This is a genomic window from Bacillus sp. GW821-FHT01G09 (genome assembly GCF_059422205.1).
The window spans coordinates 230,191-254,574 of the sequence record NZ_JBWKWL010000002.1 but is presented as its reverse complement, the minus strand read 5'-3'; the positions used below and the strand labels follow the sequence as shown (position 1 = coordinate 254,574).

At 45.5% G+C, this 24,384-nt stretch carries 29 protein-coding genes; 8 read left to right on the top strand and 21 right to left on the bottom strand.

Annotated features, from left to right (window positions below):
- Positions 1-17: 17 nt before the first annotated feature.
- Complete coding sequence (locus tag AC07VD_RS06685; RefSeq protein WP_003245223.1) at positions 18-752, bottom strand: hypothetical protein; 735 nt, start codon at positions 750-752, stop codon at positions 18-20.
- 249 nt (positions 753-1,001) lie between these two features.
- Between AC07VD_RS06685 and AC07VD_RS06680 the strand changes: the two genes are divergently transcribed.
- The gene (locus tag AC07VD_RS06680; protein WP_003245236.1) at positions 1,002-1,187 is read left to right on the top strand and encodes a YjzD family protein; all 186 of its coding nucleotides are present in this window, start codon (positions 1,002-1,004) and stop codon (positions 1,185-1,187) included.
- A gap of 46 nt (positions 1,188-1,233) precedes the next feature.
- On the opposite strand, the gene AC07VD_RS06675 is transcribed toward AC07VD_RS06680, so the two are convergent.
- The 13 genes from AC07VD_RS06675 to AC07VD_RS06615 form a co-directional block, all read right to left on the bottom strand.
- Positions 1,234-1,413 (bottom strand): YjzC family protein, encoded by a 180-nt coding sequence (locus AC07VD_RS06675; RefSeq protein ID WP_003245356.1) that lies wholly within the window; start codon positions 1,411-1,413, stop codon positions 1,234-1,236.
- Positions 1,414-1,497: 84 nt separating this feature from the next.
- On the bottom strand, positions 1,498-2,457 hold the full coding sequence (gene argF, locus AC07VD_RS06670) for an ornithine carbamoyltransferase (protein WP_032721338.1): 960 nt from the start codon (positions 2,455-2,457) through the stop codon (positions 1,498-1,500).
- Positions 2,445-5,537: a carbamoyl-phosphate synthase (glutamine-hydrolyzing) large subunit gene (gene carB, locus AC07VD_RS06665; protein ID WP_494721665.1), complete on the bottom strand. Its 3,093-nt coding sequence runs from the start codon at positions 5,535-5,537 to the stop codon at positions 2,445-2,447. The genes argF and carB overlap by 13 nt, the downstream gene beginning before the upstream one ends.
- Positions 5,530-6,591: a carbamoyl phosphate synthase small subunit gene (locus AC07VD_RS06660; RefSeq protein WP_029726276.1), complete on the bottom strand. Its 1,062-nt coding sequence runs from the start codon at positions 6,589-6,591 to the stop codon at positions 5,530-5,532. The genes carB and AC07VD_RS06660 overlap by 8 nt, the downstream gene beginning before the upstream one ends.
- Positions 6,592-6,661: 70 nt before the next feature.
- Entirely contained in the window at positions 6,662-7,819 is a 1,158-nt protein-coding gene (gene argD / locus AC07VD_RS06655; RefSeq protein WP_494721664.1) for an acetylornithine transaminase, read from the bottom strand.
- Entirely contained in the window at positions 7,816-8,592 is a 777-nt protein-coding gene (gene argB / locus AC07VD_RS06650; RefSeq protein WP_130572219.1) for an acetylglutamate kinase, read from the bottom strand. The genes argD and argB overlap by 4 nt, the downstream gene beginning before the upstream one ends.
- 14 nt (positions 8,593-8,606) lie before the next feature.
- Positions 8,607-9,827 carry a bifunctional ornithine acetyltransferase/N-acetylglutamate synthase gene (gene argJ / locus AC07VD_RS06645; protein ID WP_024571947.1) on the bottom strand — a complete coding sequence of 407 codons (1,221 nt, stop codon included), beginning with the start codon at positions 9,825-9,827 and terminating at the stop codon, positions 8,607-8,609.
- Between the two features lie 19 nt (positions 9,828-9,846).
- Positions 9,847-10,884, bottom strand: coding sequence for an N-acetyl-gamma-glutamyl-phosphate reductase (argC, locus tag AC07VD_RS06640; RefSeq protein ID WP_494721663.1), 1,038 nt, complete (start codon positions 10,882-10,884; stop codon positions 9,847-9,849).
- Positions 10,885-11,089: 205 nt separating this feature from the next.
- Complete coding sequence (locus tag AC07VD_RS06635) at positions 11,090-11,629, bottom strand: MFS transporter (RefSeq protein WP_003232993.1); 540 nt, start codon at positions 11,627-11,629, stop codon at positions 11,090-11,092.
- On the bottom strand, positions 11,629-13,059 hold the full coding sequence (locus AC07VD_RS06630; protein ID WP_227057375.1) for an FAD-binding oxidoreductase: 1,431 nt from the start codon (positions 13,057-13,059) through the stop codon (positions 11,629-11,631). Before AC07VD_RS06630 ends, AC07VD_RS06635 begins: the two co-directional genes overlap by 1 nt.
- Before the next feature lie 61 nt (positions 13,060-13,120).
- Complete coding sequence (locus AC07VD_RS06625) at positions 13,121-13,291, bottom strand: YqaE/Pmp3 family membrane protein (RefSeq protein ID WP_003232996.1); 171 nt, start codon at positions 13,289-13,291, stop codon at positions 13,121-13,123.
- A gap of 64 nt (positions 13,292-13,355) precedes the next feature.
- The gene (locus AC07VD_RS06620) at positions 13,356-13,664 is read right to left on the bottom strand and encodes a metal-sulfur cluster assembly factor (RefSeq protein WP_124059711.1); all 309 of its coding nucleotides are present in this window, start codon (positions 13,662-13,664) and stop codon (positions 13,356-13,358) included.
- Between the two features lie 63 nt (positions 13,665-13,727).
- On the bottom strand, positions 13,728-14,495 hold the full coding sequence (locus AC07VD_RS06615; protein WP_494721662.1) for a prolyl oligopeptidase family serine peptidase: 768 nt from the start codon (positions 14,493-14,495) through the stop codon (positions 13,728-13,730).
- A gap of 120 nt (positions 14,496-14,615) precedes the next feature.
- On the opposite strand from AC07VD_RS06615, the gene yitU reads away from it, so the two are divergent.
- The 3 genes from yitU (at position 14,616) to AC07VD_RS06600 (ending at position 15,882) form a co-directional block, all read left to right on the top strand.
- Entirely contained in the window at positions 14,616-15,428 is an 813-nt protein-coding gene (gene yitU, locus AC07VD_RS06610; protein ID WP_494721661.1) for a 5-amino-6-(5-phospho-D-ribitylamino)uracil phosphatase YitU, read from the top strand.
- A gap of 103 nt (positions 15,429-15,531) precedes the next feature.
- Complete coding sequence (locus AC07VD_RS06605; protein ID WP_017695668.1) at positions 15,532-15,684, top strand: hypothetical protein; 153 nt, start codon at positions 15,532-15,534, stop codon at positions 15,682-15,684.
- Entirely contained in the window at positions 15,685-15,882 is a 198-nt protein-coding gene (locus tag AC07VD_RS06600; RefSeq protein ID WP_003245613.1) for a DUF3813 domain-containing protein, read from the top strand. It abuts the gene before it with no gap.
- Between the two features lie 30 nt (positions 15,883-15,912).
- Here the strand turns inward: AC07VD_RS06600 and AC07VD_RS06595 are convergent, their stop codons facing one another.
- Positions 15,913-16,368 (bottom strand): BsuPI-related putative proteinase inhibitor, encoded by a 456-nt coding sequence (locus AC07VD_RS06595; protein WP_014479419.1) that lies wholly within the window; start codon positions 16,366-16,368, stop codon positions 15,913-15,915.
- Positions 16,369-16,386: 18 nt separating this feature from the next.
- Positions 16,387-17,229, bottom strand: coding sequence for a YitT family protein (locus AC07VD_RS06590; protein WP_003245017.1), 843 nt, complete (start codon positions 17,227-17,229; stop codon positions 16,387-16,389).
- A gap of 137 nt (positions 17,230-17,366) precedes the next feature.
- Here AC07VD_RS06590 and AC07VD_RS06585 point away from each other — a divergent pair, with 137 nt between their 5' ends.
- Positions 17,367-18,218 carry a DegV family protein gene (locus AC07VD_RS06585; protein WP_494721660.1) on the top strand — a complete coding sequence of 284 codons (852 nt, stop codon included), beginning with the start codon at positions 17,367-17,369 and terminating at the stop codon, positions 18,216-18,218.
- A gap of 46 nt (positions 18,219-18,264) precedes the next feature.
- Here the strand turns inward: AC07VD_RS06585 and nprB are convergent, their stop codons facing one another.
- The 4 genes from nprB to AC07VD_RS06565 all read right to left on the bottom strand — a co-directional run bounded on the left by nprB (position 18,265) and on the right by AC07VD_RS06565 (position 21,218).
- On the bottom strand, positions 18,265-19,881 hold the full coding sequence (gene nprB, locus AC07VD_RS06580; protein WP_494721659.1) for a neutral protease NprB: 1,617 nt from the start codon (positions 19,879-19,881) through the stop codon (positions 18,265-18,267).
- A gap of 92 nt (positions 19,882-19,973) precedes the next feature.
- A complete protein-coding gene (locus tag AC07VD_RS06575) occupies positions 19,974-20,267 on the bottom strand; it encodes a DUF3784 domain-containing protein (RefSeq protein ID WP_003233021.1) in 294 nt (97 codons plus the stop codon).
- A 19-nt stretch (positions 20,268-20,286) separates the two neighbouring features.
- Positions 20,287-20,874: an HAAS signaling domain-containing protein gene (locus AC07VD_RS06570; protein WP_494721658.1), complete on the bottom strand. Its 588-nt coding sequence runs from the start codon at positions 20,872-20,874 to the stop codon at positions 20,287-20,289.
- Positions 20,871-21,218 carry a PadR family transcriptional regulator gene (locus AC07VD_RS06565; protein WP_494721657.1) on the bottom strand — a complete coding sequence of 116 codons (348 nt, stop codon included), beginning with the start codon at positions 21,216-21,218 and terminating at the stop codon, positions 20,871-20,873. The genes AC07VD_RS06570 and AC07VD_RS06565 overlap by 4 nt, the downstream gene beginning before the upstream one ends.
- A gap of 177 nt (positions 21,219-21,395) precedes the next feature.
- Here AC07VD_RS06565 and AC07VD_RS06560 point away from each other — a divergent pair, with 177 nt between their 5' ends.
- The 3 genes from AC07VD_RS06560 to AC07VD_RS06550 are packed head-to-tail and all read left to right on the top strand — an operon-like array spanning position 21,396 to position 23,427.
- A complete protein-coding gene (locus tag AC07VD_RS06560) occupies positions 21,396-21,932 on the top strand; it encodes an SdpA family antimicrobial peptide system protein (RefSeq protein WP_494721656.1) in 537 nt (178 codons plus the stop codon).
- Positions 21,917-22,846 carry a sporulation-delaying protein SdpB family protein gene (locus tag AC07VD_RS06555; protein ID WP_124059708.1) on the top strand — a complete coding sequence of 310 codons (930 nt, stop codon included), beginning with the start codon at positions 21,917-21,919 and terminating at the stop codon, positions 22,844-22,846. Before AC07VD_RS06560 ends, AC07VD_RS06555 begins: the two co-directional genes overlap by 16 nt.
- A complete protein-coding gene (locus tag AC07VD_RS06550; RefSeq protein WP_003244950.1) occupies positions 22,843-23,427 on the top strand; it encodes a sporulation delaying protein family toxin in 585 nt (194 codons plus the stop codon). The genes AC07VD_RS06555 and AC07VD_RS06550 overlap by 4 nt, the downstream gene beginning before the upstream one ends.
- Positions 23,428-23,479: 52 nt before the next feature.
- Here AC07VD_RS06550 and AC07VD_RS06545 read toward each other — a convergent pair whose 3' ends face one another.
- Complete coding sequence (locus tag AC07VD_RS06545; RefSeq protein ID WP_494721655.1) at positions 23,480-24,376, bottom strand: CvfB family protein; 897 nt, start codon at positions 24,374-24,376, stop codon at positions 23,480-23,482.
- Positions 24,377-24,384 lie beyond the last annotated feature (8 nt).

The following is a 24,384-nucleotide window of genomic DNA, read 5'->3' as shown; positions in this document are numbered from 1 at the left end:
TGTTGTCATTATATTCTCTATAATTCTTTTTCATGACTGTGAAAGAATTTGCAAATTGATGCATAAATTCTGCTTGGATGCTCAAATAAATGAAATGTCATGTCGACCGGTGAGCCTTGCTTTTGCTGTTTTTCCTTGAAAACTTCCGCATGTACACTGTAGGGATATGGAGCTCCGGTCATACGCTGCCATATATGAACCGGTACGCCGCTCGGGTAGCTTTGAATTGTTTTATAACGAATCGCTTCCGCTTCTTTTTCAGAAATTCCGTAGCTTTTCGAAACTTCTTTCAAAAATTGCTTATAGAAAAATTTATTTTCTTTTTCCGATTCATAATGTGCCTGAAGATCGAGACAAGGATTCAACATTGCGGCTGAGCGGATATGATCCGGGGAAAAACGAAGCAGTTCATCGGCCACGAGAGCACCCATGCCTTCTGCTAAAATATGAATCTTCGGATTGAGGATTTCCTGCTTCAGCACAGAATGTATCAGCTGTTTGGCATAGGTGACTGCTTTTTCCGCCCCCCAATGCCTTCCGAACAGATTGCTGTTAAAAAGAGTATATCCTTCATTCATCAACATGCTCAGAAGCTGATTTCTGCCATAATGCTGCTGCCAAAAGCTTGAATCATGTCCGACAAAGTGGGTTCTATCCCCCAAGATAAAGATGCCGAAGCCGTTCGGGCGATAGGGCAGATGAATGACATTATGCTCCGTTCCCAGTTGAAAGTATCTTTCCGTTATTCCCATCGCTTGCCCGCCTCCTTTCACACTTCATCTCACGCTATCTTATGTAAATAGAAAAGAAACGAATAAGGTAAAGTCCTAGCCTTTTACATTTTTGGCTATTATACTGATTGACGTTTTTATATTTTACCATTAAAGTGTGACGAATCAGACTCTTTTGTCACCTCACTTTCTGCTAAAATTGGATTCCCCCTTCGCTTTTTGTATGGTATGATAACTTTTAGAATAGAATGAGAAGGACGAGGTGGAAACGTGCGATATATTATTGCCTTTATTTGGACGTTCCTTTTATCACATATGGCATGCTACTTGGTTGCAAGCATGAACAGCGTTACGTATAATTTCAAAACATCATCTGTCATTGCTGTTGTACTGTATGTCTTAATCATGGTTTTAGCAGAAATCATGCCTATGAACAAAAATGCAAGCCAGCATTAAAAAGCCAAAAAACCCAAAACATTTATTGTTTTGGGTTTTTTAGTGGTCACGGCTTTCTTTTGTAGGTCCACAGCCGGTTGTGGTTTGATGTTTCGGGGAACATTTCCCCTGCTGACAGATGGACCTTTTGAGGGTTTTTAACCATGCTCCCTGTCTCGCCGATTTCTACGTAGACACCGTTATTAGGCGCTTTCTGTCCGGGCCGGAATTGGTGCTGCTGTCCCACTGTTTTTCCTCCTTTTCCTTTTTGCTGTAGTATGCGCCTAAGCGGCTGTGAATATGTTGCCATCAAAAAACTGCTGAGTTTGGCTCAGCAGTTTTTTGATGATTCCCCTTTGTATAAAATGGCCTTCAGCAGTGCTTTTTGCACATGAAGACGGTTTTCCGCCTGCTGGAACACTGCAGAGTTCGGCCCGTCAATAATCTCCGCAGTCACTTCTTCCTCGCGATGCGCAGGGAGACAATGTAAAAATGTATAGTCAGGCTTGGCATGGCTGACTAGCGCCGCATTCACCTGATAAGGCGCAAAGACAGCAAGACGTTCTTGCTCTTCCGCTTCCTGCCCCATGCTTGTAAACACATCAGAATAAATCACGTCCGCGTCTTTTACAGCTTCAATCGGATCATCTGTCAGCGTGATAGAAGAGCCGGATTGAAGTGCATATGTTTTTGCCGCTTCAGCTGCTTCATCTAACACTTCATATCCTTTTGGCGAAGCGATTGAGATATCACAGCCCATTTTCGCGCAGCCGATCATCAAGGAGTGCGCCACGTTATTTCCGTCACCGATGTATGCGACTTTTACGCCTTTAAGCTTCCCTTTTATCTCCTTAATCGTCAAGAGATCCGCCAGCGCCTGGCATGGGTGGTATTTATCGGTAAGTCCATTGATCACCGGAATGTCAGCTTCTTTGGCAAGTTCCTCCACCTTTTCATGTTCAAAGGTCCGGATCATGATGGCATCCACATAGCCTGACAGCACTTTTGCCGTATCAGCGACAGTCTCACCGCGCCCCAGCTGCAGATCTTTCTGGCTTAGAAAGAGGGCGTTCCCGCCAAGCTGCGCCATGCCCGCTTCAAATGAAACACGTGTCCGCGTTGATGATTTTTCAAAAATCATCGCCAAGGTTTTGCCATGGAATATAGGCTGAATTTTGTTTTGTTTCAGCTCACCGGCTTCTGCGAGCAAGGCGTTTATATCCTCTTCACTAAGGTCCTTTAACGTTAATAAATCTTTTCCGTATAAACTGGTTTGCGTCACTGTGTGCATGTTGCCACTTCCTTTTTATAGAGGTCTTTGAGAGATACAGGCTGCGGATGGCCTGAACCGCTTTGTAAAAACGCCCGCACGGTTTCTTCTTCTGTAAAGACGGGGATGCCGTGCGTCATGGCTTCCAAACGTTCTTTGCGTGCTTCTTCAGAACCGCTCAGATTGATGTGGAGCGATTTTCCTTCCTGTTCCATCCATGAGGCAAATGTCCCTTCATGAATTGTAAAACCTGCGTTTTCTGCTAACTCCTTCACATCTTCCGGAACGTTTTGCAAATAAATGCTTCCTTTTTGACTCCAGACTCTTGTATAGATTTTTTTCAAGGCGCTGTTAGAATCATATGCGACACACATGCCTTCTCCCGTTGATTTCATTTCCGGCCCAAGCTTGACATCCACATCCTGGATCGCATGAGAAGAAAAAACAGGGAACTTCACTGCAACTCCATGATGATTTTGAACTGCCGGATTTATATCTTTTAAGGACGCTCCCGCCAGCAGACGTGTGGCGAGCGGAATCATCGGAACGCCCATTACTTTGCTGACGACAGGAACCGTGCGGCTCGCTCTCGGATTCACTTCAAGAACGAGTATGTTTCCATTGTCGATCACAAATTGAATGTTCATGATGCCTTTAAATGAAAGTTTTCGGGCAATTTTTTGTGCCGCATCTTTCATGCCCTGCTGCAGCCCGCTCGTGATGGACGGTCCGGGAAGAATAGCAAAGCTGTCCCCTGAATGGACACCCGCCCGTTCAATATGCTCGGTATATGTTGGGATAAAGACATCCTCGCCGTCGGAAATCAAATCAATTTCGACTTCCTTTCCAGACACATACTGATCAATTAAAATCGGGTATGGCATGCTGTCCTCATCATTCAGCAGCTGAGTAAGCTGATCTTGCGAGTCAACAATGATCATGCCCATTCCGCCGATAACGTAAGATGGGCGGATTAACACCGGATAGCCGATCTCACTCGCTTTTGAAGCGGCTTCTTCTTTTGTATAAGCAATTTCTCCTTTTGCGTGCTTCAATCCCAGCTCGTCAAGAAGCTGATAGAATTGATCCCGATCCTCTAACACGTCGAGCGTTTGAAATGATGTCCCAAGAAGAGTAATGCCGGCTTTTTCGAGCGCTTCAGCAGCATTGATTGCAGTTTGGCCGCCGAATTGCACAATTGCAAAATCAATATTTTCCTGCTCCGCCACGTTTACAATATGCTCCGTTGTCATCGGTTCAAAATACAGGCGATCCGCAATTTCATAATCGGTGCTGACTGTTTCCGGGTTATTGTTAATCATGATGGTTTCGAACCCAAGCTCTTGCAGTGTCAGCATACCGTGAACAGCACTGTAATCAAATTCAACGCCTTGGCCGATCCGAATCGGTCCTGATCCGATAATGAGCGCGCGTTTTTTCTCTTTGCGGCTGATGTCTCCATCGGTTTCTCCGAAATATGTGGAGTAAAAATAGTTTGTTTTCGCATCAAACTCTGCCGCGCATGTATCTACGATTTTAAAGGAAGGCGTAATGCCCATCTCCTTGCGAAGCGCGCGCACCTCTTCTTCTGTTTTGCCGATCAGCGAGGCAATCGTTGCGTCTGAGAATCCCTTTTCCTTTGCTTTCTTCAATAATTCAAAAGAGAGATCGCTCCCTGCTTCCATCAGGCGGTTTTCCAATTTGATGATGTTGTCAAAGGTATGAAGGAAAAACGGATCAATTTTTGTTTTTTCATGGATGTCATCAATCGAGACGCTGCGGCTCAACAGCTCCATGACAACGAAAAATCTGCGGTCATCCGGAGTGATTGCCAAATCCCATAGCGTATCAATTGACAACCCGCTGAGCTCTGGAAGGTGTGTCCCGATATTTTTTAATTCAAGCGACACGGCTGCCTTTTGTATCGCCGCTTCTAAATTCCGTTCAATCGCCATCACTTCACCGGTGGCTTTCATTTTTGTGCCAAGCTTGCGGTCTGCGTTTTTGAATTTATCAAACGGCCAGCGCGGAAATTTGACGATCACATAGTCCAGTGCCGGTTCAAAGCTTGCGTAAGTCGAGCCTGTGAGCGGATTTTTCAGCTCGTCAAGGGTGTATCCGACTGCCAGTTTCGCGGCCATCTTCGCAATCGGATAACCGGTCGCTTTAGATGCGAGAGCCGATGACCGGCTTACACGCGGATTCACTTCAATGACGTAATATTGCTTGCTGAATGGATCAAGCGCGAATTGAATGTTGCAGCCGCCTACGACATCAAGTGCTGAGATGATCGTCAGACTTGCTGTCCGCAGCATTTGATAGTCTTCGTCTGTCAATGTTTGTGACGGCGCCACAACGATAGAGTCACCTGTATGCACGCCGACCGGATCGATATTTTCCATATTGCAGACGGTAATGCATGTGTTATTGCTGTCACGCATGACTTCATATTCAATTTCTTTAAAGCCGGCAATGCTTTTTTCGACAAGGCATTGATTGATCGGGCTTGCTAATAGCGCCTGCTTAATCATAGCTGTAAAGGCTTCTTTATCAGGGGCGATTCCTCCGCCCTTTCCGCCTAATGTGTAAGCCGGTCTGATAATAACAGGAAAACCGATGGATTCCGCAAAATGGAGGGCATCGGCCTCGTTATCAACAATTTCACTCTCCGGCACGGGCTGTTTTAATTCATTCATTAACGAACGGAATTTTTCCCGGTCTTCTCCTTTTTGTATCGTTTCAACGGATGTGCCGAGAAGTTTGACGCCGTGCTCTTTTAAAACACCCGTTTCTTCAAGCTCCACCGCTAAATTCAACGCGGTCTGACCGCCTAAATTGGCAAGAAGCCCATCAGGCCGTTCTTTCTTAATGATGGCTGTCAGGCTTTCTGCTGTCAGAGGCTCAAAATAAATTTCATCAGCGAAGGCTTCATCAGTCATAATTGTCGCCGGATTGCTGTTGACGAGAATCACCCGGTAGCCCTCCTCCTTCAGCGCGATGCACCCTTGAGTGCCTGAATAATCAAATTCTGCCGCCTGCCCGATGATGATCGGGCCTGAGCCGATTACTAATATGCTTGAAATACTGGTGTCTTTAGGCATGCGCGATTTCTCTCCTTGCTGGTATCACATTCTTTAAATAATCATCAAAAATCCATTCGCTTTCCGCAGGTCCGGGATGGGCTTCCGGGTGGAATTGAACACTCATGACAGGCAGTTTTTTATGGGCAAGCCCTTCAACTGACGTATCATTGACATGATGAAACCTGATCGTGAGCTCTTCTTCATTAATCGACTGTTCATCAACCACATAGCTGTGGTTTTGGCTTGTCATAAAGACCCGTTTCGTCTCACGGTCGATGACCGGATGATTAGCTCCCCTGTGTCCGAATGGCAGCTTAAAAGTATTCCCTCCGAACGCGAGCGCGATCAGCTGATGTCCGAGACAAATGCCGAGAGTCGGAAAGCGGCTGATGATGCTTTTGATCTTTCCTAAATATGGCTGAATGGCTTTCGGATCTCCAGGTCCGTTCGATAGCACAATGCCATCGGGTTTGATGTTGTATACGGCCTCCATTTGCTGGTATGGCACCACAGTAACCTTGCAGCCTCTTTTGACAAGTGATGATGCGATTGACTTTTTATAGCCAAAATCAATGAGAGCGATATGTTTATTCCCGTCGCCGAATGTGCTGATTTCCTGGGCTGAAGCCTGTTCTGCCACATTCTCTGGCTGAAGGGCCATCTCAGCTCCTTCTTTAGAGGCTGTGACTGTTGCACCCATCGTCCCGTTTGCCCGGATTTTCTTCACGACAGCCCTCGTATCAACATGGGTTAACAGCGGAATGTTCCATTTCTGTAAATACTCCTTGAGGCTGTATACCGCTTCATAATGAGAAAAGTGATCACACGCCTCATAGACAACCGCTGCTTTTACTTGCGGTTTCTTGCTTTCAAAATCCTTTTCATTTATGCCGTAGTTGCCAATCAGCGGGTAGGTAAATACAATAATCTGTCCCTTATACGATGGATCTGTCAGCACTTCCTGGTAGCCTGTCATTCCTGTGAAAAAAACAGCTTCTCCCGTACAGTTTTCATGACCGTCCAGCTCGCCGCTGAACGATGTCCCATCTTCTAACACTAAATAACCTTCCATCTAACAGCCCACCTCTTGATGAATAATTAATTATAAAAATGAATTTTTATGCCTTTATATCGAAAAAAAATCACTGGTTTACAGCGGAATGATGAGCGATTGCCTGTTTCAGCTTGCTGACGGCTTCTGCTATTTCATCCTTAGTCACGGTGAGCGGCGGCAGCAGCCGAATCACGTTCGGGCCGGCCGGCAATACAAGCAAGCCTAATGTCTGCAATTCAGCAATAATGTCAGCAACCGGGCCATCACACTCAATTCCAAGCATTAATCCTTTACCTCGGATTTGTTTAACAAAAGGGCTCTTTAGCTCTGCCTCAAGCTGTCCTTTTAAAAACGCTCCTTTGTCAGCAGCCTCTTGCAAAAAGTCAGGCTGGAATACAATTTGCAATGTGGCATTCACAGCAGCCATCGCCAGCATGTTTCCTCCGAAAGTCGTTCCGTGAGAACCAGGGGTAAACGCTTCTCCAAGCTGTTTTTTTCCGATGACAGCGCCGACCGGAAAGCCGTTTCCCAATCCTTTGGCGACTGTGATGATATCCGGCGAGAGTCCGAAGTGCTCATATGCGAAGCCTTTTCCCGTCCGTCCGATGCCGGTCTGGATTTCATCAATGATGAGAAGGGCTTGCTTTTCCTTACAAAACGACTGTACGGCTGATAAAAATTCAGCACTTGCCGGATTGACTCCTCCTTCTCCCTGCACTGTTTCAAGCATCACCGCGGCAATATCGCCTTCCTCCCCAAGAGCTTTAAAAACGGAAGGATCATTGTATGGCAGATAGTGAAAGCCTTCAAGCATCGGGCCGAAGCCTGTTTTGATTTTATTCTGTCCGGTCGCAGCCATCCCTGCATACGTGCGGCCATGGAACGACTGAAGAAAAGTGATGATTTTTGTTTTTCCAGTTGCTTTTCGGGCAAGCTTTATCGCACCTTCATTCGCCTCCGCGCCGCTGTTGCAGAAAAAGACAAGATCTCCTGCACTATGCGCCGCCAGCTTCTGCGCTGCTTGCTCTTGGAGACTGTTTTGAAACAGGTTGGATACGTGCCATACGCTGTCAAGCTGTTTTTTGACTGCTTCTGTCACCGCTTCATGGCAGTGTCCTAGATTTGATACCGCAATCCCCTGAATGAAATCAAGGTACGTTATGCCGTTTTGATCCTCAACGTACGTTCCCTTTGCTTTTTTGATGTCAATATCCCAACGGCCGTAGGTTTGAAACAAGCTGCTCATGAAACAGCCTCCTTTGCTTTGACGATTTTTGTCCCTTGAAAGGTTTGTTCTGCGAAGAATGAACCTTTTCCGTTTACGATCATGACTTCAGACACCTGATCTGATAAAGCTGACAAGGCTGAATTGACCTTCGGGATCATCCCTCCGGTGATCACTTCCTGCTTGATCAGTATCTGAATCTCCTTAGGGGTCAGGACGTCCAGACGTTGCTTTTCCTTCATGATTCCATCGACATCCGTGACGAACATCAGCTTATCGGCTTCAAGCGCTCCGGCGACTGCTGAAGCAGCCAGATCAGCATTTACATTCAGCGTTTTGCAGTCGCTTGTCATAGACAGCGGCGCAATAACGGGGATGATGCCATTTTCCATCAGCGCGTTCACCATGGACGCATCGACTTTTTTGATTTCTCCCACTTCTCCGTATGTTTCCGGATCTAGATAATCAGCCTCCAAAAGACCTCCATCCTTACCAGAAATGCCTGCGGCTCGCAGTCCGTGTTTGGCAAGCTCAGCAACGAAAAATTTATTGACAGAACCGGATAAAACCATTTCCGCCACTTCCAGCACCGGCTTCGTTGTTTTCCTCTGTCCGCCCGAAAACTCTGTCTTGATATTTAACCGTTTCAGCATATTTGTGATTTCCGGTCCCCCGCCATGTACGATCGCCAGCTTCCAGCCTGATGCCATCAGCTCTTTCAGATTTTGAAAAAATTCCTCCGACAGCTCACGGATGACACTTCCCCCACATTTAAAAACGATTGTTTTCTTCATTTCGCTCCCCTTTATTACGTGCGATAGCTCGCGTTAATTTTGATATAGTCATAGGTCAGGTCACAGCCCCACGCTCTCCCGTTTCCGTCCCCTTCATCCATCTTGATGACAATGGTGATTTCATCTCCTTCAAGGTATTCCTTGGCGATAGATTCAGAGAATGGCTGAGGTTCGTTATTCTTAAACAGGCATTGGCCGCCAAGATAAACCTCTACTTCTTCTGCAGTCACCTGTGCTGCGGAGTGTCCGATGGCTCCGATGATCCGCCCCCAGTTGGCATCTGTTCCGTATACTGCCGTTTTTACAAGATTTGAGCCAACAATCTTTTTGGCAATGACGTTTGCATCAAGATTGTTTTTCGCTCCCTGTACTTGGGCTTCAATTAGTTTTGTCGCGCCTTCTCCGTCTCTGGCAATCTCTTTAGCCAGATCCTCACAAGTGAGCAAGAGCGCTTTTTTAAAGACCGGCCAGTCTGGATGGTCTTCTGTCAGGCACTCGTTTTCGGCGCAGCCATTCGCCATAACTAATACCATGTCGTTCGTGGATGTTTCTCCGTCAACTGTGATTTGGTTAAATGAAACGTCAGTGATTTCCCGAAGCGCCTTTTGCAGCGCTTTTTCTTCAATTGCCGCGTCAGTTGTCACAAATCCCAGCATCGTGGCCATGTTCGGATGTATCATCCCTGAGCCTTTGGCCGCTCCGCCGATCGTGACTGTTTTGCCGCCGATTGCCAGCTCATAGCACGTCTGCTTAATCACCGTATCTGTTGTTAAGATCGCTTCCTCAAAATCGCCTGATCCCGCAGGTGTTTCTTTCAGCAGCTCGATCCCCGCGTGGATTTTTTCCATGTCTAAATGCTCGCCGATGACACCCGTTGATGAAACAGCGACAAGCTCCGGCTCAATGCCAAGCTGTGAAGCAAAGCTCTCCCGCATTGTGTATGCGTCCTTTAAGCCCTGTTCTCCCGTGCAGGCGTTGGCAATGGCGCTGTTGACGATGACGGCTTTCAGTGTCGGTCCGTGCTTTAAGCTGTCTTGTGTCACTTTGATCGGAGCAGCCTGAAAGTGGCTTTGGGTATAAACCGCTGCACTCACGGCCGGTGTCTCGCTGATAATGACGCCGAGGTCTTTTTTCGAGTAGCGCAGTCCGCAATGCACACCCTTTGCCTGAAACCCTTTTGGCGAGGATACATCACCTGTTACTTTTACAATTTGATCTTCACTTAACTGAATCATGGTTCGATTCTCTCCCGTTCTATGGATAAATTGGCGTGATGGTGAGCCCAGTTTCTTCATTCCAGCCATTCATCAAATTAAAGTTTTGCACTGCCTGACCGGCGGCACCCTTCATTAAATTATCGATTACCGAGACGATCGTGACTCTGTTCGTTCTCTCATCGAGGGTCACGGCGATATCACAGAAATTGCTGCCGTACACTTCTTTCGTTTGCGGGTACTGACCTTTTGGCCTCACTCTCACAAAATATGAATCTTGGTAAAATTCCGAATATAAATCATGCAGGCCATCTGCGGATAGGTCACAGGTTAATCTGGTATACATCGTCGCCATGATGCCCCTTGTCATCGGAACCAAGTGAGCCGAAAATGTAATGGGCCCGAGACCTGGCTGCCATTCATTCAGCGCCTGCTCAATTTCCGGCGTGTGCTGATGTTCATTGACTTTATAAATTTTAAAATTGTCGTTCAGCTCAGAAAAATGAGTTCCCATGGATGCTTTTCTTCCCGCTCCGGAAACACCGGTCTTCGCGTCAACGATAACAAAAGATTCATCGAGCAGTTTCTTTTGAGCCAATGGTGCGAGGCCAAGCAAAACAGCTGTTGGAAAACAGCCTGGATTGGCAATGAGTTTCGCCTGTTGAATTTGCTGTTGATTCAGTTCTGCCAGACCGTATACCGCCTCTTGAATCACCGCCTTCGGTGCCGCTGTCCGTTTATACCATTTTTCATATTCAGCCGGTTCTTGTATCCTAAGATCACCTGACAGATCAATAACCGGAATTCCCGCATCTGCCAGCTTTGGAGTCAATTCACTTGAGACTCCGGGCGGCGCAGCGAGAAACATGATATCTATTTCGTGTTTGATCGTATTCATATCAATCGGCTTCAGCTTCTGATCCGCTAAGCCGGTAAGATGAGGATAACCCTCGCTATAGACATTCCCTTCTCCGCTAGATGAATAAAGTATGCATTCCTCTGCATAAGGATGATGCGAGAGAATCCTGACAAGTTCGGTGCCTCCATATCCTGTAGCACCTACAATTCCTATTTTCAAAACAAGTTCACCCTCTTGGTCTTTGTGAAATTATTTAACATTATAACATGAATAAAAATTAATTCAATCGTATATTTAATATTTTTATTCATTTATAAATTTTCTGTTCAATGGAAATTCCGCTCAAAAAAATCAGCACAACTCCAGCACAAAAACGTTGATGCGGCGCCGCATTTCAGCCGCATAAAAAAACAGGCTGACCGCGTCAGCCTGTTTTCATCATCATCAATCCACTCAAAAAATATAGAATAGAGCTTGCATAAAAAATCATTTGCACTGTAAAAAAGTCAGCGAGAAAGCCCCCGAGCATAATGGCTGCTGCTGAAAAGACAGCTGTCCAAAAATGGTAATTTCCAATCTTCTTTCCACGCTCTCCACTGTCTGTAAAATTAGCGATCAGCACTTTTTCTCCATGCTTTTGCATCGCTCCAAAGAGCCCTAACAGCACTTGGACGATATACACTTGAACGACGCTTCCGATATGCGGGACATATAAAAGCAGAACAGCCATCCCCCACGAGTTCAGAAGCAGAAAATAACGGCTGTCAAACCTTTCAGACAGCCGTCCGAGGAGCGGGTAAATGAGCGCTCCGCTCAACCCGAACAATCCGTAGGAAAAACCGAACTGTGTGTAGCTTGAGCCGATATTTTTCACAAACAGAATATAAAACGGAAAGATTAAGCTGCTTGCGAAAAACACGCTGCTTTGTGATAATGTCAGCCATTTTAATTTGTTTTTCCCCATTATTTATACCTCTGATAAAAGTAATTCATAAAGCGCTCATCCGGGTCATAGGTTCGTTTTTTCTGAAAAAACGCTTCACTTTTCGGATATGCCTGTCTCATTTGCTCTTTTGTCTGGTAGGTCATATAAGGCAGATAATAGCTGCCGCCGTGCTTGATGGCAACGTCTGTCATGCGCCTGATGATTCGGGCAGTATCTGCCTGGTCTTCTTTTGAAAAGCCCTCGTTTATTAATAGCACGAGCGAAAACATATCGTCCTTCGCATAGGAAAGGTCGGCCTTTTCATTTTTCTGCACGTAGCGGATCGTAATGTTCAGCAGGTTCAGATCTTCGTCCGACAGCGTTTGTCTCAGGTCATCAATATAGGACCCATACTCCTTCACGGGCACAAAGTATTCTTGCAAAACATCTGTGTTGTCATTGTTTTCATACTCAAGAAACTTTGATTCGGACCGCATGACGTTATTGCGTGAAATCTCTGTGCCGTTTTGGCTCAGGAAATAGGATTGCTGTGTGTCCCACAGCCAATTCCTGCCCCATTCATACCGTCTTGACAAACCGAGTGCAAACTTTGTGGCTCCCGTATACTCATCTTCTTTGAGATCGCTGTATGATGGCAGTTGATCCTGATGATCAGCCAATACGTAATTTGTGACATACATGTCTTTCAGAAATCCTTTTTTCGCTGTTGAAATTCGCGCCAGATGCATTCGGACATCTGGATTTCCTTTTACATGCTTTGAAAAATAGTCTGCGTATGTGCTGTAATTCATTTTTTCTGTCTTCATGACATACAGCTCATCATCTGTCAGCTCAAGCGTTACATCAAGAATCACGCCAAAAAGGCCGTACCCTCCGATGACCGCCGTAAACAAATCATCTTTTGGAGTGACAGTGATAATCGTCCCGTCAGCTTTTAAAAGCCGAAATGATTTGACTGTATCAATCAGCGAGCCGTAGCGAATATCACGTCCGTGTGCATTTGCGCTGAGAGATCCGCCGATTGTAAAAATGTTTTGTGACTGCATGACTTTTACCGCGAGTCCGTATGGATTCACGTATTTCTGGATATCATTCCACGTTGCACCGCTTTGCACCCTGATGATTTTCTTCTCTTGATCGAGTGACAGGATTTTGTTGTAGCCCGTCATGTCGAGAACGATGCCGTCCTCATAATATGTATGGCCGCCCATGGAGTGCTGGGCCCCGGCGATTGAAATTTTTATGTTTTTTCGATTTGCCTCTTTGACTGTGTCAATGAGCGTTTCCTCTTCCTGCCCTTTCACTGTCTGCTTTATTTTTACAGGCATCAGGCGGCTGACATCCGTCATCTCGCTTGTGTCTGTTTTTTGCTCTGAGTTCACAGAGTACGCAAACAGGGCCGCATACGCGCCAGTACAAAGCGCGAATGCAAGCAATTTCTTTTTCATAGTGCTCTCCCTGCTGTTTTTTATGACCATTATACCATGACTGCGTCCTCATTTTTCCTAATTATCTTCTTGCCCGTTTTTCGGCACGGCGGTCGGCGACGATAAAGCAGGCGTGAATCGCGCCCGGCAGCCAAAAGATACAGGTCAATATGAGATTCAGCAAGGCCTGAAACGGTTTTCCCGAAAACAAAACAGCAAGCGGCGGGCATAAAACTGCCAGCAGGTACATCATTTCCTTTCACTCCTTTCAGCTGTAAAAAAGGACAGCCTCACATGTCAGGCTGTCCTTTTTTGTTTTATTGAATGCCAAGCGCAATTTTTGCGTATCTGGACATTTTATCCCTAGTCCAAGGCGGATTCCATACAATGTGAACCTCTGTGTCTTTCACTTCAGGAAGGTCCGCTAATGCTTTTTTCACCTCATCCACGATAATCGGCGCTAAAGGGCATCCCATTGATGTCAGTGTCATCGTCACGTGCGTTAAGCCGTCTTCATCCATGTCAACATCGTATACCAAACCAAGGTTCACGATATCAACGCCAAGCTCAGGATCGACAACCTGTTCCAGGGCGCCCATGATGTTTTCTCTTAATGCTTCTTCCACGTTCCCTCACTCCTTTTTTCTACAGTATAACGTAAATTCAGCTCTTGTTAATAACTTCGTGCTTTATAAGTACGTTTCAAACCATTCAATCGTTTTTAACACAGCTGCCCGCGGGACTTTATGGTCAGCGTTTTCATCTCCGATAAATTGCAGGCGTTCCGGCTGCTCGCTGTAATGGGATTTGATCGTGTCATAAAATTTCCGGGTCGGCGCGTAAGGCACGACCTTATCTTTTGCGCCGTGCCAAAATAAAAGCGGGCGCTGTTGCAGTCTCTCCGGCTGAAGGCTGAGATCCCGCAATTCGAGACGTTTCATCAGCTCCTGTACCTTCTCTTCCGGCACATCGATTTCAATGCCCTGAGATTGAATATGGTCAATCTGCTGCTGAAACAGCTCCACGTAATTGGGGCTTCCCATCAGGCTGACGCCGGCTTTTATCCAATCATATGCAGTCAAAGCGCCAAGCGTTGTGATGCCGCCCATTGACGTGCCTGCGAGACCGATGCGGCCGCCGTCTATCAGGCCCTCTTTTTCAAAATGGTTTTTAAGTACGCCGATCTCTTCAATCTCGTTGAGGACGATATCCCAAAAATGCCCCGCCAGCTCTTCAACAGCCATTTCTTCTCCCCGTTCCCCATGGTGCAAAGCCTCCGGCAGAACGGCTCTAAAACCCTTCTCCGCAAGCAGATAAGCAATATGAAGGTTGTGTTCCTTCGCGCTTGTAAAACCATGTATAAAGATCACGAGAGGAACAGCGCGGTGCCTGTTCTCTTCCTGTACAATATGTAAAAACGGAATACCGGAAACGGTTTGATTCTCAATTTGTATCACAATGTGCCCCTCCTTAGGATAACCATAATCATAAGTGTAACATGTAGACAATAAAGATGGTAAAAAGCTACACTGTAAGTAAGGCAAAACAAGCAAAATCTAAGGTTAAAGGAGCTTTTCATGGAGACAAAACCCTATTTAATCGCATTAGATTTAGATGGAACATTATTAAAGGATGATAAAACCATATCTGAAAACACCCTTCAGACGATACAGCGCCTAAAAGATGACGGGCATTATGTCTGCATCTCAACAGGCCGTCCGTATCGTTCAAGTTCCATGTACTACCAGCAGATGAAGCTGACAACGCCAATTGTCAATTTTAACGGAGCATTTGTCCATCATCCGCAAGACGACAGCTGGGGACGGTATCATACGTCACTGCCGCTTGATGTTGTCAAACAGCTCGTGGATATCAGCGAGAGCTACAACGTACATAACGTGCTTGCTGAAGTGATTGACGACGTATACTTTCATTACCATGATGAGCACCTGATAGATGCCTTTAACATGAACACAACAAATGTAACGGTCGGAGACTTGAGGGAAAATCTTGGTGAAGATGTGACGTCTGTACTCATACATGCAAAGGAAGAGGATGTGCCGGCAATACGCTCTTATTTATCGGATGTGCATGCCGAGGTGATCGACCATAGAAGATGGGCCGCACCGTGGCATGTCATTGAAATTATCAAAAGCGGCATGAATAAAGCGGTCGGCCTGCAGAAAATCAGCGATTATTACGGCGTGCCGAGGGAGCGGATCATTGCTTTCGGGGATGAGGATAACGATTTGGAAATGCTTGAATTTGCAGGCTGCGGCGTTGCAATGGGAAATGGAATTGAAGCGGTCAAGCAGATTGCCAACCGAACAACGGCTACAAATGAAGAGGACGGCGTTGCAAGGTTTTTGAAAGAATATTTCTCACTTTAAAGAAGGTCCGTATTAATTTTTCCCACTCATAAACCTTACTTTGCCCCACCATACTATTGAAGACGACTCATCTCGTCAAAGTATGGAAGGGGGCAGTCTCAAAATGGGTAAACGAAGCAAATCCAGAAGGTTTATTCAGCAGGGTAAAGACTCCATCGGGCTACACGCCGCAAGATTTCCATATCGGTCTACTTTAGAAGAAGCTCACCAGCATGCCGCGGCACGAGACTCGGCCGAAAGCCAGGTTGAATATTAAATGAGAAATGAACTGTTTCAGCAGGCAAAATCATTTGTTCAACAGGCGGTCATGGTGACAAACGGCTTTGAGGAAGGCGATCAGGAGCAAGCGATTCTGAGAGCCAAAAATGCTGTATCTTCTGCGTATGCCAATTCGACAGATGCGGAACGTCAACAGCTGCATCAATTTCAAAATCAGCTGGACAAACTCCAATAAAAAAAGGCTATGGCGACTCGCCATAGCCTCTTATTTGACTTCAAACTGCTGAACAGCCTGAACCTGCTTGAGATTTTCCGCCCTGCCCTTAAATGTCACCTTTACCTCATAGGTTCCGGGCTCCGGGACTTCCTTCCACACATCAGAGAAATCATATGTTTCTCCAGATTCAAGCGTCAGATTTTGAAAAGCCTGCGTAAACATTTTGTCTTTCGAATAACGGTATCTTTCTTTGTGCTCAGAATCATACACGACAAGTTCAAATTTTTGCCCTGTGCTGAATTGAAACTCAATAGCACGTTCGCTTTGGTTCTTCAGCGACATGTTAAACTTGATTTGTTCAGGCTCCTGAATTGCGTCAATAGATAAAACAACCTCTTGATTCTCCATTCCGCCTGATACCTCCTTATCGGGTTCTGTCTGCTCATCTTTCCCGCAGCCTATCAAAAGCAGCACGGGGAGGAGCATCACAAGCAGCCGTTTCACGACTTCCACCTGCTTTCGTCAGTCTTTTCTAAAGAAACCAAAAATCCCTGTCGTTTGAACAATGTTCGTAAATGCTTTCGGATCAACTTCTTTGACGATCTTTTCTAAATCGTACAGTTCATACCTCGTGATGACGATAATCATCATTTCTTTCTGTTCGTTCGTAAAAGCTCCTTTTGCCGGAACAGTTGTGATGCCGCGCACCATTTTTCCGTAAATGGCTTCTTTGATTTCGTCCGCTTTTTTCGTCACGATCATTGCCGTGAGCTTCATGTGGCGAGTGTGAATGGCGTCGATCACCCTTGTTGTCACATACAGCGTAACCAGAGTATATAATGCTTTCTCCCAACCTTGCAATAATCCTGCCGTCAAGATGATAATCCCGTTCAGAATGAAGAAATACGTGCCGACGGGTTTATCCTTCCACTTTGCAAGCACCATGGCGACGATATCAAGCCCGCCTGTCGAAGCTCCGTATTTTAATGTTAAGCCGATACCGACTGCGGAAATGACGCCGCCGAACACCGCGTTCAGCAAAATGTCATGTGACAGGCTTGTTTCCGGCAGGATCCCCATAAACAGAGTAGTGAGTGCGACACTTAAAATGCTGTACACTGTAAACGATTTGCCGACCTTCAGCCATCCTAAAATACCGACCGGAATGTTTAAGAGGAACAAGAGCGTTCCCGTCGATATGTAAAAGGGGGCATATTGATCAACGACGCTTGATAAAAGCTGGGCAACACCTGTAAATCCGCTGGCATATACATCTGCAGGTATCAAAAATAAGTTCAGCCCGGCAGCATTGAGTAAAGCGCCGATGATGACGATGAGTAATTTTTTTGTTTGATCTAGTACCATGGCATGTTCCTCCGCTCTTTCTTCTTTATTATGTTTTCCCTTAAAACAAATATTTGAACACGATTTTGGCAAATTAATATGATATAGTTGGCTTAACTCTCATGATAACGAGCGATAACGGAAAGAAGGGAAGCAATATGACAGTTCATCTCATCGCTGACAGCGCCACTGATTTGCCTCGTTCTTATTTTGAAGAAAAAGGCATTGGCTTTATTCCGCTCAGGGTTTCTCTCGGCGATAAAGAATTCGAAGATGCAATCACAATTCATGCGGATCAAATATTTGAAGCGATGCAAAATGGAGAAACGCCTAAGACGTCCCAAGCCTCACCGCAAACGATTAAAAATGTGTTTTTGCAATATGCCGAAACAGGTGATCCCGCTCTTTACATTGCCTTTTCCTCAGGTCTCTCCGGCACGTATCAGACAGCTGTAATGATCGCCAATGAAGTGAAGGAGGAATTCCCCGATTTCGATTTGCGGGTCATTGATTCCAAATGCGCTTCATTAGGATACGGTCTGGCTGTCCGGCATGCTGCCGATCTCTGTATCAACGGGAATACAATACAAGAAATTGAAACGTCTGTAAAGAACTTTTGCAGCCAGCTTGAACACATTTTTACCGTTGATGACTTAACATATCTCGCGAGGGGCGGCCGGATATCCAAAACGTCCGCTTTTGTCGGCGGCCTGTTGAATATTAAACCGCTGCTTCAGATGGAGGACGGCAAGCTTGTGCCTCTGGAAAAAATTCGCGGACAGAAGAAACTTTTCAAACGGATCATCGAGCTTATGAAAGAGCGCGGGGATGATTGGAGCAATCAAACCGTCGGGATCAGCTACGCCGCGAACAAAGAAAAAGCCACGGACATGAAACACCTGATTGAGGAAGCGTTCAAGCCGAAAGAAATCATTATGCATCCAATCAGTTCAGCAATCGGCTCGCATGCCGGCCCAGGTACATTGGCGATATTCTTTTTAAGAAAATGAGCAAACAAAAACAGTCAGACTCTGTGTCCTGACTGTTTTTGTTTGCTCATAGAATGCCGACAGCCTCATACGCCTTTTCGACTGAAGCTGATTGCTTCGAGCCTTCACCGTATAAATCATTGGCAGCTTCAATCGCCGCTTGCTTCATCATGCTGAAATCTGTAGATGCCGTTACATAATATGTTAAAGCCCGATAGTAAATTTGTTCACTTGCTTCACGCCCAATCCCTTCAACCTGTACACCGTGGTGCACGCCTCCTTCTGCAAGAAGATAAGCTGCTTTATTGTGAATGGACGAATTGATATGGACTCCGCCATAATCCTCTGTTCCTGTGTAGCGGTTCGAGTAATGATCTGGATTTCCCTGCTTAGATGGGTCCTCCAATGACCGCAATGAATCTCCTGCAATATCAGGAGTATAGACATCTTCGCCGATCTCCCAATCATCACGGTCAGCCATCGCGCCCATAATGTCAGAAATGGACTCATTTAATGCACCGGGTTCTCCTTGATATAAAAGACCGGCGGAATACTGTGTGACCGCGTGTGTGATTTCATGCGCGACAATGTCGAGCGATCCAGACAGCGGCTTAAATTTCGAACCGTCTCCATCTCCGTATACCATCTGGACACCATTCCACGCAGCATTGTTCCATTGTTTGCCGACATGCACGGTAGACGTAATCCTTGCTCCGTTTTGATCAAAAGAATTACGGCCAAATGTCTTGCTGTAATAATCGTAAACGGCTTGCGCATTTGCGTGTGCGTCTACAGCCGCAGGTTCATTAAATACGGACGTGCCGCTGACTATTTCTTTGCCCGTATACCCGATCAGTTGAGACAAAAGCGTAAACAAGGTTTCGTTCAGGTTCTTCGCGTCAAATGTATTGATCCCTTTTCCCCTTGTTTCGTCAGCCAAATAAAAGCGCCCATTTTGTTCTGTGACGTCAAAGCTTTTTTCATCACCTGACACGCCGATTCCTGTACCTGCCGCTTCATGAATGGCATTAAAGGACTCGATGACCTTTCCGTTTTTGGCATCGATGAAATAATGCCAATAGCCAGGCTCAGGTTCAGATGTCGAGAGTCTCACAAGGTAGGCGAGATCATATTCACCGTCGTGTGGATAGATATATAATTCGCCTTTTGGTTCCCCATCAAGATATTCGATTTTTCCAATGGAAGCCTCGAGCTCACGCCTTGCTGCATGTATTGCTTTTTTCTCAGAAATAGACGGTGTAATGGAGACGTCTTTGATTTGCGGATGCACCTTTCCAAAGAAACTTTTCACTTGTTTGTTTTCCTTCATCGCGACCGCTTGTTCAAAGCCGTAAATCGGAATTCCTTTGTAAACCTCCGTTAATTTAAAAAACGTTTGTTTTGTCTTTGGATCCTTTATGGTTTTCGAAACGCGAAAATGGCTGTTCGCATTCCCTTTGAGCTTAAACTGCGTTTGATGCTTGTCAAGATAGGAAAATAGCGATTCTTTCTGGGTTGTGTTTTGTATCGGCTTCTGCGGTGACTTTTCGATGATGTATGAAGGGGTTTGATACGTATGGTCGTATTTGATGCTTTGATCAGCTGAGGCATGTGTTACAAAAACCATTTGGGCCGCCGTGCATAAGCCGGCCAGTAATAGAGATGTCTTGGTCAGGTTGCGCAAAACACCACTTCCTTCCTATTTTGGAATCTACCATTTTTCTTCATCCTATCAAAAATACAAAAACTTGTATGTGGTGCTTCGTTCTTCTTTTCCTACTCTACTAATTTTTTATTGACATAAATAATAACCCCTGCTCCATATGCCAGTATAAGCGGAGGTATGAGCTGCTCCTGACCTTGAAATGAGATAAAACTATTCAGCAATATGAACAAACCGGAATTCAAGAAAAAGTAGCCTGCTATTCTGGCCAGCCGATCTTTATCCCGTATACGCGCCTCGTTAAACCCAGCCAGCATCCAGGTTTGTTTTTTGATTCCGACAAAATAGGCAACCACAAAGAATAAAAGCGCGATGACAATTAATAGATAATTGATGCTGATTTCCATCTTACAGCCTCCTACAAGATTACTTGATGTTAAGAAAAAGAAAAAAAGCGGCGCAGCTTACTGCAATCAGCAGCAGGACGACAAGCGCATTGAGGAACGGGCACAAAAGAAGCACCACTGCTAAAAACAGCAGATAAACCGCACCGACTCGCGAAATCTTGACAATCTCCTTTTGAGAGCGCATTTTGTTTTTTCTGACACCTGCAAACATCATCAATTTTTTCCGCTTCCATACATATCCGGCGAGCACCATTAAATAAACAGCCAGCGGCAGATGTCTGAAGTCGGACGGCAGCAGCGGCAGGGCGATAATCGTGACAATGAGAAGGACCGAAAGCCAGCTTTTGCCCAATAAAGACCTCCTCCTTTTCGTCTCTCCCCCATCACCCATCATCAATTCGGCAAGCTCCTTCGGATGAGAAAATTCAGATTCAACAGCTTCCTGCAGTTCCTCTTCACTAAGGCCGGCTTTGATTCTGTCTTGAACGAAAGCGGTGATATGCCCCTTTAATTCGTCGATAGCGTTTTCTCTCTCTACATCAGGCATATTCGCCAGCTCTGCATTTAGTTCCTCCATGTATCGGTCAATGATAAGCTGTCCATTCATAGCAAATCCCCCGATAAAGACAGTAAGGCTTGATGGGTTTCCAGGTATTTCTCCAGCCGTTCTTTTAACATTTCTTCTCCTTTTTGTGTCATTTTGTAATACTTTCTTTTCGGGCCGTCCAGTGAATCTTCCCCAAAAAATTCGATCCATCCCTTCTCGGTCATACGTTTCAAAATCGGATAAATCGCTCCCTCTGAAATAGCCAGAGCCGAGGTGGTTTTTAAGGATGACGTCAGCTCATAACCGTACATCGGTTTAGAACGCAGTAGGGATAGGATGGCCAGCTCGAAAATCCCTTTTCGAAATTGAACAATCCAGCGGTCATTAACTTGATTCGTTTTCATGGTTTAAATATATCGAAAAAACCACTATATATCAATCACATATAGCAGTGTAAAATGTCCTGTTTTTTCTTTTAACAAAAATGGAATTTCTCATACTTTTTAACCTTTTTATTACATAAATGTTTTTATATTATGAAAAGTGTAAAAACGATTCTTCAGGTTAAAAGGAGCAGTCGAATGCAGAAATCGATATCATTTTTTGTCATTTTTTCAATCCTTTGGGGTTCGCTATTTCTGTTTTCTATTATTGGCAGCTTGGGGACAACCTCGATTCCGCTGACAAAGGACTCCAAATTTCTCATGTCCAGCATCCTCCCTCAGGGCTGGGGCTTTTTTAGCAAAAATCCGCGTGATACTGCAATCGGCTTATATGAGGCTGAAAATGCCAGCGCCAAGGTCAGATGGCCCAATATGAGGGCTGACAACCTATTCGGCCTGTATCGGTATGGGCGGTCACAAGGCGTTGAAATGGGCGTGATCTACAGCCAAGTCGGCAAGGAACAGTGGACAGCATGTAAAGAAAAGGACCTCGGCGCATGCAAAAGCAAAGCCAAAACCGTGCAATTAAAAACACCCGCTCCCCGCCCGCTGCTTTGTGGCAGCTACTATTTGACGAAAGAGGATATTGTTCCTTGGAGCTATTCTAAATACACCCCTTCGTCTTATCAGGTAAAAAGCATAGTCAAGGTTGTGATCTCATGCTCGAAAACATAAAACAGACCATCACCAGATGGGACGAAAGAAACCCGTGGACAAATGTATACGGTCTCGCGCGAAGCATCATTGCGCTATCCAGCCTGCTGACGCTGCTCATCAATCACCCGAGCCTCATTATGAAGCCAGCCAGCGGGATCAGCAGCTATCCAGCTTGTAAAATGAATCTCAGTCTCTTTTGCCTCGGCGAAAATAACTATATGATGTTAAATCTTTTCAGGTGGGTCTGCATTGTCATTCTGGTGCTTGTTGTCATTGGCTGGCGCCCCAGAATCACCGGGGTTCTGCATTGGTATGTCAGTTACAGTCTGCAGTCATCGCTGATCGTCATCGACGGAGGCGAGCAGGCAGCAGCCGTCATGACCTTTTTATTGCTTCCCATCACGCTGACCGATCCGAGAAAATGGCATTGGAGTACGAGACCTATAGAGGGCAAAAGAACACTTGGAAAAATAACAGCTTTTATTTCTTATTTTGTGATCAGAATCCAAGTGGCGGTGCTTTATTTTCACTCTACCGTCGCTAAGCTGTCTCAGCAGGAATGGGTGGACGGAACGGCCGTCTATTATTTCGCCCAGGAAAAAACCATTGGCTTTAACGGCTTTTTTCAGGCGTTAACGAAGCCAATTGTAACAAGTCCGTTCGTGGTGATTCCGACATGGGGAACGCTGCTGGTTCAAATCGTCATCTTCGCGGCGCTGTTTGCTCCGAAGAAGCATTGGAGATTGATTTTGATCATCGCTGTTTTTATGCATGAGATTTTTGCAATCATGCTAGGCCTTATCAGTTTTTCCATTATCATGGCCGGCATTTTGATATTGTATCTCACTCCTATCGATTCCACGATTCAATTTACATATATTCGCAGACTGTTGTGGAATAAAAAACACAAGAAGGGAGAGGTTTCAGTTTGAAGAAGGCGTTTCTAGTATTTTTGTCGGTTGTATTGGTGACGACTGTGTTTTTGGTGAAACAGCAAGAAAGTGTGGCACAGGCAAAGCAGCTTGAGTATTCAGGTGAGGAAATTTTTAAAGGCTTTGTGTTTGCCCAAGGGGAAGTTGGCAAACAGCTTCCAGAGGTCTTTAATAAAGCGATGACAGACAAACTCAACACAAAACAGGCAAAGGCTTTTGCCAATCAGGTTGTCGCTGATATTAAAAAAGAGGATGCTGACTTTTTTGATAACCTGAAGAAAGCTGTTTACAGCAAAGATGCATTGAAAGTGGATGAACTGCTGAAAAAAGCAGGTCAAATCGTTGAAGAAAAAGTAGAAGCAGCAAAGGAAATCGCCGCTTCCAAGGATGATACATCCAGAGTTCAGGCCGAGCTTGTCAACACTGTTGATACCGCTAACTATTTCTATTATGTTTCTTATGTTGCTGCAGCAGGTGCCCTGATTCTGATCATTCTCGCCATTGATATTACGCCGATTGCGATTTCAGACAATGTGGATCGCGAAATGGCAATCAGAACGCTGGTTGATGAATTAAACTAGACATAAAAAAACGGCTCGCTCCGCAGTCTGCTGCAGGCGAGCCGTTTTCATGCTATTTTTTCTCGTATGTCCATCCATTTTCCTGATACACTTTTCCGTTTTTCATCAAATGGCCCAGCGCGCGTTTAAAGGCGGCTTTGCTCATATTAAAACGTTCTCTGATATCGTCAGGCTGGCTTTTGTCACTGTACGGCATGGCACCGTTTCTCATTCTCATATACGTTAGAATGCACTCAGCATCAACAGACATTGCATCCTGTTTTCTCGGAAGCAGCGACAAGTTGACTGAACCGTCTTCTTTCACTTGAATCACCCGGCCTGTGACTCTTGAACCGAGTCTTGGCTCCTCTTTTCTTTCTGACGGGTGAATAAAACAGCGGATACCGTCATCCGTGATCACGAATGAACCCGATGCGATCAGCCTGTACACCGTACCTGTCAGCTCTTTATTCATCAGATCTTCTGAAGCGTCGCTAAACAGTTCGCTGATGATATCTTCCGGCGCTGGTTTCGCAAACATGCGCCCCCGGTTCGTCACCTTCAGCATACAGTAAAGTTTGTCCCCTTTTTGCGGCCAGACATCTTCGTACGGCGGCAAATGCTCAGTTGCGACTAGTGCGTCCTTCGATAAACCGACATCAACGAATACGCCCATATCTTCCACTTTATCCACCACTTCAACCCAGCCATATTCATCCGCGCTGATGACCGGAATTTTCATCGTGGCCGCAAGCCTTTCCTGCTGGTCGACGTATATAAAGACTTCTACTTCGTCTCTGTCCTCGATATCCTCAGTCATTTCACTGTTATGTAAGAGAATCGTATCTTCCCCATCGGTTAAAAAGTAACCGAAGTCGGTTTGGTGATCTATACTCAAGGTTAATTGCTGCCCTGGTCTCATGCTATCGTCCTTCCTGTTCCGCTTAATCTCTGCGGATTTTGTTAACATTTTTTCCA